Below are 14,284 nucleotides of genomic sequence, written 5' to 3' on the forward strand. Positions count from 1 at the left end.
CCGGTGCGGCCGCCGCGCGACCGGCGGCCGAGCCCGCCGCGCGGCCCGCCGCCGAGCCCGCGAACCTCGCCCTGAACAAGCCGATCGAGGCGTCCTCGTCGACGCAGAACTACTTCGCCACGAACGCCAACGACGGCAGTACGAGCACCTACTGGGAGTCGAGCGGCCATCCGTCCACGCTGACGGTGAAGCTCGGAGCCAACGCCGATCTTGAATCGGTCGTCGTCAAGCTCAACCCCGATGCCGCCTGGTCGACGCGTACGCAGAGCATCGAGGTGCTCGGGCGTGAGCAGTCCGCTCAGGGCTTCAAGTCCCTGAAGGCGCGGGCCGATTACACTTTCAACCCCTCCGGGGGTGACCGGAACTCCGTGACCATCCCCGTCACCGGCCGGTATGCCGACGTTCAGCTGAAGATCTTCGGCAACAGCTCCGGATACGGCGCCCAGGCAGCCGAGTTCCAAGTCATCGGGACACCGGCACCCAACCCCGACCTCACCGTCTCGAACCTCACCTGGGAGCCCCTGAAGCCCTCCGAGAGCGACGAGATCGCCGTGAACGCCACGGTGCGCAACACCGGAAGCGCGGCCTCGGGCGCGACCACGGTGAGCGTCAGCCTCGGCGGCACGGTCGCGGGCAGCGCCCCGGTGCCCGCGCTCGGCGCCGGTGAGTCGGCGGCCGTCAAGGTCGGCATCGGCAAGCGCGCGCAGGGGAGTTACGCCGTGTCCGCGGTGGTCGACCCGACCGACACGATCGACGAGCAGAACGACGACAACAACAGCCGTACCGCTGAGGAGAAGTTGACGGTCGGTCAGAGTCCTGGGCCCGACCTCGAGGTCACCGGGATCACGTCCCACCCCGCCAACCCCGCCGTGGGTGCGAAGGTCACCTTCGCAGCGAAGGTCCACAACCGCGGCACCAGCGGCGTCGCCGCAGGGTCGGTGACCCGCCTGACGGTGGGCGGTGCCACGCTCAACGGGACGGCTCCGGCCATCGCAGCGGACGGGACGGCCACGGTGGACATCAGCGGCAGCTGGACCGCGACCAGCGGCGGCGCCACGCTCACCGCGACCGCCGACGCCACGAACACGGTCGCCGAGACCAACGAGAACAACAACGTCTTCGCCCGCTCCATCGCGGTCGGGCGCGGGGCGGCCGTGCCGTACGTCGAGTACGAGGCGGAGGACGCCCGGTACGAAGGCACCCTCCTCGAGGCCGATGCCGTGCGCACCTTCGGACACACCAACTACGCCTCGGAGTCCTCGGGGCGGAAGTCCGTACGCCTCAACTCCACTGGCCAGTATGTCGAGTTCAGCTCCACCAGCGCCGCCAACTCCATCGTCGTACGCAACTCCATACCCGACGCGCCGGGCGGCGGCGGTCAGGAGAAGACCCTCAGCCTGTACGCGGACGGCAAGTTCGTGCAGAAGCTGACCCTGTCCTCCAAGCACAGCTGGCTGTACGGCAACACCGACCAGCCCGAGGGCCTGACCAACACCCCGGGCGGCGACGCGCGGCGGCTCTTCGACGAGTCGCACGCGCTGCTCACGCAGACGTATCCGCAGGGCACCAAGTTCAAGCTGCAGCGCGACGCCGGTGACGACGCCGCGTTCTACATCGTCGACCTGATCGACCTGGAGCAGGTGGCCCCCGCGGCGGGCAAGCCCGCCGAGTGCACCTCGATCACCGAGTACGGAGCGATCCCGAACGACGGCATCGACGACACCACCGCGATCCAGCGGGCCGTGACCGCCGACCAGAAAGGCGACATCGCGTGCGTGTGGATCCCGGCAGGACAGTGGCGCCAGGAGCAGAAGATACTCACCGACGACCCCCTGAACCGCGGACAGTTCAACCAGGTGGGCATCCGTGACGTCACGATCCGCGGCGCGGGCATGTGGCACTCGCAGCTCTACACGCTGACCCCGCCGCACGAGGCGGGCGGCATCAACCATCCGCACGAGGGCAACTTCGGCTTCGACATCGACGACAACACCAAGATCTCCGACATCGCCATCTTCGGCTCGGGCGCCATCCGCGGCGGCGACGGCAACGCGGAGGGCGGGGTCGGTCTCAACGGCCGCTTCGGCAAGAACACCAAGATCGATGACGTGTGGATCGAGCACGCCAACGTGGGCGCCTGGGTCGGGCGTGACTACAGCAACATCCCGGAGCTGTGGGGTCCGGGCGACGGCCTGGAGTTCAACGGGATGCGCATCCGCAACACGTACGCGGACGGAGTGAACTTCACCAACGGCACGCGGAATTCAACCGTCTTCAATTCCTCCTTCCGCAACACCGGTGACGACGCCCTCGCCGTGTGGGCCAGCAAGTACGTCAAGGACACGTCGGTCGACATCGGCCACGACAACGCCTTCCGGAACAACACCGTGCAGCTGCCCTGGCGCGCCAACGGCATTGCCGTGTACGGCGGTTACGGCAACAAGATCGAGAACAATCTCGTGTACGACACCATGAACTACCCCGGCATCATGCTCGCGACCGACCACGACCCGATCCCCTTCACCGGGGAGACCCTGATCGCGAACAACGGGCTCTACCGCACGGGCGGCGCGTTCTGGAACGAGGACCAGGAGTTCGGCGCCATCACGCTGTTCGCCCAGGGTCCGTCCATTCCCGGTGTCACGATCCGCGACACCGACATCCACGACTCGACGTACGACGGCATCCAGTTCAAGACGGGCGGCGGTGCCATGCCGGACGTGAAGATCTCCGATGTGACGATCTCCAAGTCCAACAACGGCTCCGGCATCCTCGCCATGGGCGGCGCACGCGGCAGTGCGACGCTCACGGACGTGGCGATCAGTGACTCGCGCGACGGGAACATCCTGATCGAGCCCGGGTCGCAGTTCGTGATCAACGGAGGGGGTGCCAAGAAGTCCTCCGTCCGGGCGTTCTCCGCCCGGTAGCCCGTCTCACCGACAGGCCGAGATGGGGTCACGCCCCGCAAGGCGTGACCCCACCCCTTCGCCTACCGGCCCAGCACCCCGGCCGAAACCCCCACCGGCACGGAGGCGTAACCCATCGGCCGCGTGGTGAACGTGCCACGCCCCTGTGTACGGCTGCGCAAGCGCGACGCGTAGCCGAACAGTTCGGCCAGCGGCACCGCCGCCGTGATCGCGGCCGTGCCGGACCGCGTGGTCGAGTCCGAGACCCGGCCGCGGCGTGCCGCCAGGTCCCCGAGCACGCCGCCGACGGCGTCGTCCGGCACCGTGGCCGTCAACTCCACCACCGGCTCCAGGAGTTCCATCGTGGCTGCCCGCAGTGCCGCGCGGAGCGCGAATCTGCCCGCCGTCCGGAACGCCATCTCCGAGGAGTCCTTGGGATGGGTCGCGCCATCGGTCAGCGTGACCCGCAGCCCCGTCACCGGGTGGCCGCCGATGGGGCCCTCGGCGAGAGCGTCCCGGCAACCGGCCTCCACCGCGCGGATGTACTCCTGCGGCACCCGGCCGCCGGTGACGGTGGAGCCGAAGACGAAGGAGTCAGCCGTGCCCGCCTGTGCCTCCAGTGGCTCGACGTCGATGACCACATGCGCGAACTGGCCCGCGCCGCCGTCCTGTTTGACGTGCCGGTACACCAGACCCGACACCCCGCGCACGACCGTCTCCCGGTAGGCCACCTGCGGTCGGCCTACGCCGACCTCGATGCCGTGGGCCCGGCGGATCTTCTCCACCGCGACCTCCAGATGGAGCTCGCCCATGCCGGAAAGCACCGTCTGACCGGTCTCGCGGTCGACCCGTACCGCCAGCGAGGGATCCTCCTCGACCAGGCGTGCCAGAGCCGACGACAGACGCCCGGTGTCGACGCTCCTGAGGGCCTCGACCGCCATGGAGACCACCGAAGCGGCCACCGTGGGCGGTTCGAGGACCAGAGGCGCCGCGGGCGAACACAGTGTGGTGCCGGCGCGGGCCGTCTTCAGGCCCACCACGGCCACGATGTCCCCGGCGGTCGCCCGGTCCAGTTCCGCGTGGCGGTCTGCCTGCACGCGCAGGATGCGGCCGATCCGTTCGGTGCGGCCCGTGCCCGCGTCCATCACTGTCTCTCCCTTCGTGATCGTTCCCGAGTACACGCGTATGTACGTCAGCCGTCCCGTCGCCGTGGCGTTCACCTTGAAGGCAAGCCCGGCGAACGGCGCCGCGGGATCGGCGGCGCGCTCCTGCACGGTGCCGCCCAGGGTTCCGCGCACCGCCGGAACGTCCGCCGGCGAGGGCAGGTAGGACACGACGGCCTCCAGGAGCGGTTCGATCCCGCGGTTGCGGTAGGCGGACCCGCACAGCACCACCACGCCCTCACCGCTGAGGGTGAGATCGCGCAGGGCGGCGGCAAGGGCCGGGGTGGAGAGCGCCGACGCCGTGCAGTACTCCTCCATCGCTGCCGCGTGCAGCTCCGCCACCGTCTCCTCGAGCACGTGCCTGCGCCGGTGCGCCTGCTCGCGCAGAGCCTCGGGGATCGGGACCACTTCGTACGTGTCACGGCCCGCGTGCCAGACCAGGGCACGCATCCGCAGCAGGTCCACGACGCCGGTGAACTCGTCCTCCCGCCCGATCGGCAGCTGCACCACCAGCGGGGCGGTGTGCAACCGCTCCCGTATCGACGCGACCGCCGTGTCGAGATCGGCGCCCGCGCGGTCCAGCTTGTTGATGAACGCGATGCGCGGCACGTCGTACCGGTCGGCCTGCCGCCACACCGACTCGCTCTGCGGTTCGACCCCCGCGACGGCGTCGAACACCGCGACCGCTCCGTCGAGCACCCGCAGCGAACGCTCCACCTCGTCGGCGAAGTCGACGTGGCCCGGGGTGTCGATCAGGTTGATCCGGTGACCGTCCCAGGCGCAGCTGACCGCCGCGGCGAAGATGGTGATCCCGCGGTCGCGCTCCTGCGTGTCGAAGTCGGTGACGGTCGTGCCGTCATGGACCTCACCTCTCTTGTGCGTGGCGCCGGTCAGGAACAGGATCCGTTCGGTGACGGTGGTCTTGCCCGCGTCGACGTGGGCGAGAATGCCGAGATTCCGGACGTCGGCGGATGTACGGGCGGACAGGTGCTGGGTGTTGGTGCGCACGGCCCGGGGCCTTTCGTGGTGATGCGGGGCAGGGCAGCGCGATTCCCGGACGTAACCTCAGGATGTGGGCAGGTGTTCGCCGCGGGTACTCAGTGACGGCCGCGCAGCCGGCACCGCACACGCGAAGACACCAGGATCACGTCGTACCGTGAACGGGGGCCGCGGGCAGCTGTGCGGTTACGCATGGCCCGGCCCCCTCACTTGACGGATCGAATCGTTCGATGCTGGCGTGGCGAGTCTAAGCAGCCGGAGCCCCCGCGGTCACCGGAATATCCCAGCAGCAAGGCGGGGCCGAGCCCCCTGGGCCCGGCCCCGCCTCCGCGCGCGTGAATCGTTGCTCGTTACGCCCCGAGCAAGCCCGTGACCGGCGCGGCCATGTCGGTCAGCTGGTGCAGCTGCTGCAGCTGGTACAGGTCGTTGAGCCCGTTGAGCTGCTCGGTGACGGACGGCACCTCGGCGCGGTGCTCCGCCGGGATCGAGGACGCGGCGAGCGAGTCGATCGTGCCGGTGGGGGAGATGGGGGCGGCGGTCGCGGCGGGCGCTGCCAGGGCGGTGGCACCGGCGGCGAGAGCGAGGGCTGCGGCCATGCGTCGTGTTGAGATCATGTGATGCGCAACGGTTCGGGAGAGCACCGGACACGGGGTCCCAGCCGATTTCACCAATGATGTACCGATCGGTGCCGTTACCTGGTGCCCGTGTCGCCGTTGAAGGGACAGTACGGCCGCGTGCATGCGGCCGTACTCGTCAATTCAAAGGAGAACGTGATGTCTCGCATCGCGAAGGCAGCCGCTGTTGCCCTCGGCACGGGCGCCGTGGTGCTCAGTGGCACGGGTATGGCCATGGCGGACGCGGGCGCCGAGGGTGCGGCCGTCGGCTCGCCCGGCGTCCTGTCCGGCAACCTCGTCCAGGTCCCGGTCCACGTCCCGGTCAACCTGTGCGGCAACACTGTGGACGTCATCGGGCTGCTGAACCCGGCGTTCGGCAACACCTGCGTCAACGCCGACGGCGGCCACGGCAAGCCCGGCCACCACGGTGGCTACGGCAGCTGAACCCCTGCGAAAGCCCCCGACGGTCCTGGACCGCCGGGGGCTTTGTCATGCGTAGCGGTAGGTGCCGCGATGGCTGAGCAGCTCGTCGGGCCGCACGTCCCAGGGCGGCATCGTCTCGTAGCGGGCGGTGATGCGGCCGTGCAGCGGGCCGCTGCCCGCCTTCGGCGGCTTCTCGGGCAGGTACGGCGCGGATCTGGGGTGCCGGGCCTGCCAGCGGTCCCAGAGCAGGTCCACGAAGGCGTGGTTCAGCCAGAAGACGGGGTCGTTGACCGACGCGCCGCCGAGCATGTGTCCGCCGACCCAGCGGTGGACACGGTTGTGGTTGCGCCACTTCTGGTTGCCGACGCCGGACGTCCACCCCTCGAGCTTGTTGCGGTAGCCCTGGGAGGAGGTGGAGTCCCAGGGCTCCGTGTCGTACACCGGGTCGCGCATCGCCCAGGCAAGCTGGCTCGCGGTGGGCAGCTCGATCGGGTTCTGCGGCCGGCCGAAGTCACGCATGAGGAAGTCGCCGTCCGTCTCCCCTTCTTTGATGACCCAGTTCCCGTTCGTGCGGGCGAACGGACCGGTCATGACCTGCCGGTCGGAACGCCGCCCGTTGCCGCCCATGAGCCCGCTGCCCCAGATCGAGGAGCCGGGTTTCCTGTCCACGGTCCAGTCCCAGTACGGGACGGACACGGCGGGGTCGACCCGCTGCAGGGCCCGCTCGAACTCCAGCAGGAACCTGCGGTGCCAGGGCAGGAACGAGGGCGTCATATGGGCCACTCTCAGTCCGCTGTCCCCGTCGGACACGTAGTGCTCGATGTGCGTCCGGACGAATTCGTCGTACTCGCCCTTGCGTTTGAGCTCGAGCAGCGCGTTGACGAAGCGCCGCTTCTCGGCGCTGGTGAGCCTGGCCTGGTTCTTGCGCGTGTAGACCACTTCGGTTCGCTCCTCGGGTCCGATGTGCGGGCAGTGATCAGGCGCTACGGCTGCGCAGCCGGCGGCCGGGGCCGAGTTCGTCCACTGCCCTGCGGGTGGCGATGAGGGGCGTCGGATACGACTGGTAGTGGTCGATCATGCTCAGATAGCCGCCGTCGGCGCGCCGCATGAGGTGGAGCGGCCGGCCGTCGACCGTGATGTCCCAGCCTGCGCCCGCGTGTTGATGACCCGGTACCGCCCTCGAACCGCGGATGTGGCGGCCCTCGTACATCTCGTCGAACGCGCCTTCACCGAGGTCGTCGGACGGCTGGTGGTCAGCCGTGTGCCGCCTGGCCGACCAGAGGAGGGCGGCCGGCGCCGTCACGGCGGCGAAGGCGACTCCGATGAGGTTCCGCATGGTGGCCCGGCGGGTGAACCGTCCCGGGCTCGGCCCTTCGGCCGCTGCTTTCTTGACCATGGGTGATGTCTCCTTGCGCCCCCGCCGCGTCAGCTGGTCCAGAAGTCCCACCAGCGCGTGAGGATCAGCATGCCGATGATGCCGACGTGCAGCACCGGAAGCACCCACGTGAACTCGCCGAGGAACGTACGCAGTCCGGAGGGCGCGGGCAGGAAGCCGTTGCGGACGTTGAACGAGGTCACGTACCAGAACATGACGATCGTGGCGACCCAGGCCAGGCAGCACCACAGGCACAGCGAGTTGATCTCGTACAGCGACTGGTACTGCAGCCACGTGCAGAAACCGACCCCGAACAGCGTGCCCGCATTCAGCGTCAGCCAGTACCAGCGCGGGAAACGCGCCCGGCCCAGCAGGCTCATGCCGACGCACATCACGACCGCGTACGCGGCGATGCCCAGCATCGGGTTCGGGAACCCGAAGACCGATGCCTGCTCACTGGTCATGATGTTGCCGCAGGAGACCACCGGATTGAGGCTGCACCCCGGCGTGAAGTCCGGGTCCTCGAGCAGCTTGAACTTGTCCAGCGTGATGACCCACGCCGCGAGCAGCCCCGCCGCACCCGTGATCACCAGAAGCAGCGCGAACGCACGGCTCCCACCGGCACCACCGGATGGCGGGTCCATGCGTCCTAATGGGGCTTCGGGCCTGCGGGCTTCGGGCAGAGGCGTCTTGGTGTGCATCGGCTGTGGTCCTCACTGGGTTCACGGGCGGCGGGCCCGGCACCCTTTTGCAGTAGTCGGGCTTCTCTCGGCAGGACAGGCTCTGTGGGGCTGATTAGCGTCGATCGCGTCCCCAACGGATCTAGGAGATCCCCCATGAAGATCACGCTTCGCCGTGCCGCGGCGACCGCCATGCTGACCCTGGCCGTGGCGGTGCCGCTCACAACAACCGCTCAGGCGGCGGAAGTTACGACGCAGAAGGCGGCCTCCCACCCCTGCGACCACGGTGGCTGCTGGGGCGGCCACCACCACGGTCACGGTCATGGCCACGACCACGACCTGCTGGACGCCGACCTGCACCTGGGCCTTCTCTGACGCGATGCGCTGAACCGCCGCGTCACAGAACGCCGGGACCCGCCGGTCCGTCCCGACCGGCGGGCCCTGTCGCGTGTGGGCCCCCTGCCTGCGCCGCTCCTAGCTGCGCAGGCTTCGCGCGGTGAGCAGGCAGTGCGCGGCGTTGGTCATGGTCTCCTCGTCGCCCGCGAACGCCGCGAGGTCCTCCTCGGCGAGCGGGACCCCGGGCTTGGCCTCGGGCCAGGGGCGCGTGGTGAACATGAAGTAGGCATGGCCCCGCTCGCCCACCGCGGCGAGCCACTCCGGCGGTACGACGCACTGGGCGCTGAGGTGCGGCATGTTCAGTACGGCCTGGCCGGCCTCGACGAGGAGGGTGAGGGGCAGGCTCGGGTTGCGGGAGCTCTCCACGACGGGGCCGCCGATGGGCAGCCCGGTGTTCCGCAGCAGGAGCTCGATGGCTTCGCTCGAGCCCTCGGGACCGCCTTCGCCGTCGCCCAGCGAGTAGGCAAGCAGGAAGGGCATGTCCTGCTCGTCCTCGGGGTGTTCACCACTCCAGGGGACCACGGTGAGGGTGCCCAGATCGGCGGGTCGGAAGGTGCGGGTTTCGCTCGATGTCGAGGTCATCCCGGAACCGTATCGATGTGTCCTGATGTCCCGGACCCGCCTGTCACTTGACTGGGTGAGTGCGGGCGCGCGATCACACGATCGGGGCACGCGCCGGTCGAATTCCGGGGCCTTCCAGTCGAACTGAGGCCTGGGGAAAGCTGGAGAGGCGGCGGGGAAAGTCCGAGGGCCGGTTCCGCAGAATGTGTCTGCGGAACCGGCCCTCACTGCCGTGTGCCGTTTGCTCGCGGCAGTACTCCTCGGGGGGACGTCAGCTGTTGTCGGCCGTGTCGCCGAACTCCGGGTTTTACGGGTGCCTCCGCAAGAACGCGCCCGGGTATTCGCTTCCTTCATTCGGCGCAATGCGCCGCGTCGTCCGGCGGAAGCGGGAAGCTCTACTTCGAGAGGGGAAGTCCGCCGAGAAGCTTGCCGGCGCCGCCGCCCGCGTGCACGTCCTTCGTGGCACCTGACACGGCGTTGACGACCGAGTCCTTGTTGTCGGTGTCCAGGGCGTTGGTGGCCAGCGGGGCCGCGTCGAGCTTCGACGTCTGGCCGGCGATCGTGTCCACTGCACCGTTCAGGCTGGTAGGCGTGAGGTCGGCGGCGAAGGCGGGTGCGGCGGCACCAGCGATGACCATGGATCCGGCAACGACGGCGGCAGCCTTCAGGGGCTTCATCGTGTTCCTTTCTGCGGCGACAGACGGTCGCCAGAGGGGATCTTCACTTCGCCTTGGGTAACGAGCGCTGTGTACAGCGGAAACTCTGTGCGGTGGGAAATTCCCGGAACCCACCCGAACGAAGGCGGTGTCCCATTCTCGTATGAGATGGACGCGCGGACGGCGCAAAGAGGCACACGATATGGACGGCGATGGGGACATGAAAAGCCCGTCGCGCCGACCGGAAGGCCGACGCGACGGGTACTGACGGATGCTCAGGAAAGACCGGGCGCCTGGGGCAGTCCGGCGGCCGGCACCTTGGGCAAGGCCGGAAGGCCGGCCAGGTTGGGCGCCGGGAGGCCGCCGCCGAGCAGCGTGGCCGCGACGAGGTTGACGAGGCCGGTGAGTACGGGCGGGACCGCGCCTGCCACCTTGGTGACGTCGCCGCCGGTGGCCGCCTTGACCAGGGTGTCGACCGCGGTCTGCAGGGCCTTCAGGGCGTCGGCCTTCGGGTCGGCCGCTGCCTTGGCGTCATCCGAAAGGGACTTGGGGAGCGCGGGCGTCTCCGGGAGCGCCGAGGTGTCGGGGGCCGCCGGAGCCTTGGGGGCCGCCGCCGCGGCCTTCGTGATGGCGGCCTTCACCGGGTCGGCGAGCTTCGTGACTTCCGCGGCGGGCAGTTGACCCTTGTCGGCCTTCAGTACGGTGCTGAGCAGGTCGGTGACCGGGCCGAGCACACCGCCGAGGTCGCCCAGGGCCTTGACCTGGGCGAGCAGCGCTTCGGCATTCGGGACCGGTGCGCGGGCCGCCTCCTGAGTGCTGCCGGGAGACGAGTCGCTCTCGGCGGCGATGGCGGGACCGGCCGTACCGATGAGGAGTGAAGCGCAGAGGACGGAGGTCGCGATACGCCGTACGGGCAGAGCGCGCATGGATGTTCCCTTCGGTGATGCGTCGGATCTTGTGTTCACCGTGAAAGCGGTGGACACCGACCGCAACCGAGCGACTGCCATTCGGGGGCACGGCGGCCGTTCGGGGTACAGACGGGAACGCAGGACGGCCGTCCTCCTCGGGGGAGAACGGCCGTCGCCGACTGCGTGCTGCTGAGGTGTCAGGCGTTGACGCAGGTGTTGCCGAACGCCGGGTTCAGGAGACCGATGATGTTGACGGTGTTGCCACAGGCGTTGACCGGGATGTGGACCGGGACCTGGACGGCGTTGCCCGAGATGACGCCGGGGGAGTGAGTGGCGGCCCCCTGGGCGCCGGCGTCGGCGGCGGCGATGCCGGCGCTGCCGGCCATGGCGGCCACGGCAACGGTGGAGAGGGCGAGGGCCTTCGCGGTACGCGACATGGAGAGTTGCTCCTTGGTCAGTTGATGCATCGGCAGGGCGGGGTGCCCGGCCCATGGATCAACGGACGTCGCTCGCAGGAGTTGTGGGCCCAAAAGGGTGATCTGCTGGCGCAGGGTTAACGCGGTGGCCCCTGGCCCGTGCTCCCGGCGGGCCTCGAGCGTTACGCACTTCACGTTTCCGACACACTTGTCAGCCTTCCTGGATTAATGCGGAAAGCGGCTAGTGTTGCTCTCCTCCTGATGCCATTTGAAAGAACAAGTGCGGGAAGTTACGAGTCGAGTGTGACTGTCGCATTTCAATTCTCCCTCCTGGTTCGGAACCTTTCCCGAAAGGGCAACGCCGGTCATGCGCAATTCCGTGGGCCCCCTTCTGCGTCGCATGACGCTGTGCGCCCTTTCCCTCGCGGTCGTCGCCACACCGGGCGGCCCCGCCGTGGCCGTGCCCGCGCCCCCCGCCGCCGAAGCGGCGAGCATCAAGTTCGCGCAGCGCTATCACGCCCTCCAGCACGGCGGGATCACCCGCGCGGCCAACACGGCCGTCACATGCCGGAAGCCGATGGCCGTCCGCGCGGTGTCGTGCCCTTCCGCGCGCGGCGGAAAGGCGGCGGCCAACAACGACTTCGACATGTCCTACGTCGACGTCGACAAGGATCCGAACACCTACAACTCCAGCCGCGGAGAGGTCCGGCTTCCGCCGGGCTCACGGGTGTCCTACGCGCGCCTGTACTGGGGCGGCAACCTCCGCGCCGGTGAGCAGAAGCCGCCCAAGGACAACGGCAAGGCGCTGATCGCCGAACCCGGCGGCAACTACCAGGACGTGCGGGCCGACACCCTGGTCGGGCATCGCACCGCCAACGGCGCGGACGCCTTCCAGGCATCGGCCGACGTCACGCCCCTCGTCAGGTCCGGCGGCGCGGGGCTCTACACCGTCGCCCAGGTCAATGTGGCGAAGGGGCACTCCAAGGCCGGGGCATGGGGTGGCTGGACGCTGGTCGTCGCGTACGAGAACGAGGCCGCGCCGCTGCGGCACCTGACCGTGTGGGACGGCTTCGACTCCTTCGACGCGGGCCGGCGCAGCCACGCGGTCCGTCTCGGCGGCATGCCGGTGCCGGCCCGCGCGAAGGGCAGCGTGGGCATGGTCACGTACAACGGCGACCGCGGAACGACCGGCGACACGCTCACCGTGTCGACCGACCGGAGCAGGCCGGTGCGGCTCTCCAACGCGGCGAACCCCGCCCGCGACGTACTGAACTCGACCATCAGCGAACCGGGCAGGCAGATCACGAGGACGCCCGCGTACGCCAACACGCTCGGATACGACTCAGACATCTTCCGGCTCGACGGGGGCCTCAGGGCCGACCGTAAGGGCCTGCTCATCCGTCTCGCCTCGCGGCGAGAGTCCGCGTGGGCCGGTGTGCTCTTCGCCGCTGTGGACGCGAAGCGGTAGCGCACCACCTTCCCCCTGAGCAAGGCGCCGTGCATGCAACTGTCAGCAACAGACCCCCGGCTGAGCGTCCTTCACGTCGCACAGCCCGTCGACGGCGGAGTGGCCCGCGTGGTCACCGACCTGGTGAAGTCCCAGCTGTCCGCCGGGATGCGGGTCGATGTCGCGTGTCCGGACAGCGGCTGTCTGCCGGATGCCGTGCGCGGCCTGGGAAGCGGCACCCACAGGTGGGCGGCGAGCCGTTCTCCGGGGCCGGGGCTGCCGGACGAAGTGCGGCGCCTCGCCCGCATCGTCGACGAGCTCAGGCCCGATGTCGTGCACGCGCACAGCGCCAAGGCCGGGCTCGCCGCGCGGCTCGCCCTGCGCGGCAAGGTCCCCACGGTGTTCCAGCCGCACGCGTGGTCCTTCGAGGCCGTCGGCGGCGTGACCGCGCGGCTCGCCCTGCGCTGGGAGCGCTTCGGGGCGCGCTGGGCCACGCACGTCGTCTGCGTCAGCGAGGCGGAGCGGCTCACCGGGCAGCGGTCCGGGATCGACGCGCGCTGGTCCGTGATCCCCAACGGGGTGGACGTCGAGCGCTTCCGGCCCGTGGCGGCGCACGCCGCGCGGACCGGTCTGGGGCTGTCCGAGCGGGCGCCCCTGGTGGTGTGCGTGGGACGGCTGTGCCGGCAGAAGGGACAGGACGTCCTGCTGCGGGCCTGGTCGGCCGTCACCGAGCGGATGCCGCTCGCCCGGCTCGTCCTCGTGGGGGACGGACCCGACGGAGCCGGTCTGCGCGAACGGGCGCACGCATCCGTGCGGTTCGCCGGAGCCGTCCAGGACGCCGCCCCCTGGTACCAGGCGGCCGACCTCGTGGTCCTGCCGTCCCGGTGGGAGGGCATGGCACTCGTACCTCTTGAGGCGATGGCCTGTGCCCGGCCCGTGGTGGTCACCGATGTGGACGGCGCGCGCGAGAGCCTGCCGCCCGGACTCGTGCCCCACGGCCTCGTTCCCGCGGAGGACCCCGACGCACTGGCGCGAGCCCTCGTCGGACTGCTCGGCGATCCGCCCCTCCGCGAATCCCTCGGCCGTGCAGCGCACCGCCACGTCCTGAACACCCACGATGTGCGGCACACCACGGACGCTGTCGCGGCCGTGTACCGCGAGCTACCGGGCGTGGGGCCGATCAAGTGCAGGGAGTCCATCAACCCGTGAGTGCGGAACGAACCGTCGCCCCTGCCGCGCAGCCACGGGCGGCCGACCATGCCATCGCCACCGCCTCGGTCATCCCTCCCCGCGGGGCCGGGGGCGGCCTCAGGACGAGCATCGGATGGGGGGCTTCGGCACGCCGCTCATCGGCCTTCCCCCTGGTCGCCGTGGACTGCGGCGCCGCCCTGCTCGGCACCGTGCTGCTCGCCGACGCCCAGCGCCATCCCCTGCTGGTGGCCCTGCTCCTTGCCGGAGTGACCGGCCTGAACGCGCGCGCCGCGCTGTACCGCCCGCTCGCCGTGCCCTGCGCCCTCGACGAACTCCCGTCGCTGGCCCGGCAGGCCGTGCTGAGCTGGTGCGCCGTGGGGCTCCTGGCCGCGAGCGTCCCCGCCCTGAGCCCGCTCTCCCTCACCACCCTGTGCACGGCGGCGGCGCTCCAGAGCGTGCTGTGCTGCGCGGGCCGCGGCGCCCTGTACTGGTGGTCGCGCAGGGCGGCGCTGCGCCAGCCGCGCCCCGCCCTGGTGGTCGGTCCCGGCG

At 70.0% G+C, this 14,284-nt stretch carries 14 protein-coding genes and 1 pseudogene; 6 read left to right on the forward strand and 9 right to left on the reverse strand.

Going from position 1 to position 14,284, the window contains the following annotated elements; translation table 11 throughout:
- Positions 1-2,927, forward strand: a 2,927-nt coding sequence (locus tag ABD378_RS34710; RefSeq protein WP_344527684.1) for a CARDB domain-containing protein, incomplete at its 5' end; no start/stop codon positions are given.
- Positions 2,928-2,989: 62 nt separating this feature from the next.
- On the opposite strand, the gene fusA is transcribed toward ABD378_RS34710, so the two are convergent.
- Positions 2,990-5,077: an elongation factor G gene (gene fusA / locus ABD378_RS34715; RefSeq protein ID WP_344527686.1), complete on the reverse strand. Its 2,088-nt coding sequence runs from the start codon at positions 5,075-5,077 to the stop codon at positions 2,990-2,992.
- A gap of 341 nt (positions 5,078-5,418) precedes the next feature.
- Complete coding sequence (locus ABD378_RS34720; protein WP_425583923.1) at positions 5,419-5,664, reverse strand: hypothetical protein; 246 nt, start codon at positions 5,662-5,664, stop codon at positions 5,419-5,421.
- 177 nt (positions 5,665-5,841) lie between these two features.
- Here ABD378_RS34720 and ABD378_RS34725 point away from each other — a divergent pair, with 177 nt between their 5' ends.
- The gene (locus ABD378_RS34725) at positions 5,842-6,126 is read left to right on the forward strand and encodes a chaplin (RefSeq protein ID WP_344527690.1); all 285 of its coding nucleotides are present in this window, start codon (positions 5,842-5,844) and stop codon (positions 6,124-6,126) included.
- Between the two features lie 45 nt (positions 6,127-6,171).
- Here the strand turns inward: ABD378_RS34725 and ABD378_RS34730 are convergent, their stop codons facing one another.
- From ABD378_RS34730 to ABD378_RS34740, 3 genes are read right to left on the reverse strand one after another with little or no spacing between them, the layout of a single operon-like run.
- Positions 6,172-7,044: a tyrosinase family protein gene (locus tag ABD378_RS34730; protein WP_344527692.1), complete on the reverse strand. Its 873-nt coding sequence runs from the start codon at positions 7,042-7,044 to the stop codon at positions 6,172-6,174.
- 37 nt (positions 7,045-7,081) lie between these two features.
- Complete coding sequence (locus ABD378_RS34735; protein ID WP_344527694.1) at positions 7,082-7,501, reverse strand: tyrosinase family oxidase copper chaperone; 420 nt, start codon at positions 7,499-7,501, stop codon at positions 7,082-7,084.
- A 29-nt stretch (positions 7,502-7,530) separates the two neighbouring features.
- Positions 7,531-8,124, reverse strand: a complete 594-nt coding sequence (locus ABD378_RS34740) for a vitamin K epoxide reductase family protein (protein WP_344527696.1) — start codon at positions 8,122-8,124, stop codon at positions 7,531-7,533.
- Between the two features lie 192 nt (positions 8,125-8,316).
- Here ABD378_RS34740 and ABD378_RS34745 point away from each other — a divergent pair, with 192 nt between their 5' ends.
- Complete coding sequence (locus tag ABD378_RS34745; RefSeq protein ID WP_344527698.1) at positions 8,317-8,535, forward strand: hypothetical protein; 219 nt, start codon at positions 8,317-8,319, stop codon at positions 8,533-8,535.
- A 99-nt stretch (positions 8,536-8,634) separates the two neighbouring features.
- Here the strand turns inward: ABD378_RS34745 and ABD378_RS34750 are convergent, their stop codons facing one another.
- The 4 genes from ABD378_RS34750 to ABD378_RS34765 form a co-directional block, all read right to left on the reverse strand.
- The gene (locus ABD378_RS34750; RefSeq protein WP_344527700.1) at positions 8,635-9,138 is read right to left on the reverse strand and encodes a DUF5949 family protein; all 504 of its coding nucleotides are present in this window, start codon (positions 9,136-9,138) and stop codon (positions 8,635-8,637) included.
- Between the two features lie 374 nt (positions 9,139-9,512).
- Positions 9,513-9,794, reverse strand: a complete 282-nt coding sequence (locus tag ABD378_RS34755; protein WP_344527702.1) for a hypothetical protein — start codon at positions 9,792-9,794, stop codon at positions 9,513-9,515.
- 254 nt (positions 9,795-10,048) lie between these two features.
- A complete protein-coding gene (locus tag ABD378_RS34760) occupies positions 10,049-10,699 on the reverse strand; it encodes a hypothetical protein (protein WP_344527704.1) in 651 nt (216 codons plus the stop codon).
- A gap of 179 nt (positions 10,700-10,878) precedes the next feature.
- Complete coding sequence (locus ABD378_RS34765) at positions 10,879-11,118, reverse strand: chaplin (RefSeq protein WP_344527706.1); 240 nt, start codon at positions 11,116-11,118, stop codon at positions 10,879-10,881.
- Between the two features lie 346 nt (positions 11,119-11,464).
- Here ABD378_RS34765 and ABD378_RS34770 point away from each other — a divergent pair, with 346 nt between their 5' ends.
- From ABD378_RS34770 to ABD378_RS34780, 3 genes and pseudogenes are all read left to right on the forward strand, one after another.
- Entirely contained in the window at positions 11,465-12,565 is a 1,101-nt protein-coding gene (locus tag ABD378_RS34770; protein ID WP_344527708.1) for a DUF3344 domain-containing protein, read from the forward strand.
- A gap of 33 nt (positions 12,566-12,598) precedes the next feature.
- A complete protein-coding gene (locus tag ABD378_RS34775; protein ID WP_344527710.1) occupies positions 12,599-13,753 on the forward strand; it encodes a glycosyltransferase in 1,155 nt (384 codons plus the stop codon).
- Positions 13,750-14,284, forward strand: a pseudogene (locus ABD378_RS34780) (transferase); the annotation flags it as partial. The gene ABD378_RS34775 and the pseudogene ABD378_RS34780, both read left to right, overlap by 4 nt.

The organism is Streptomyces rectiviolaceus, assembly GCF_039533825.1.
GTDB lineage: Bacteria > Actinomycetota > Actinomycetes > Streptomycetales > Streptomycetaceae > Streptomyces > Streptomyces rectiviolaceus.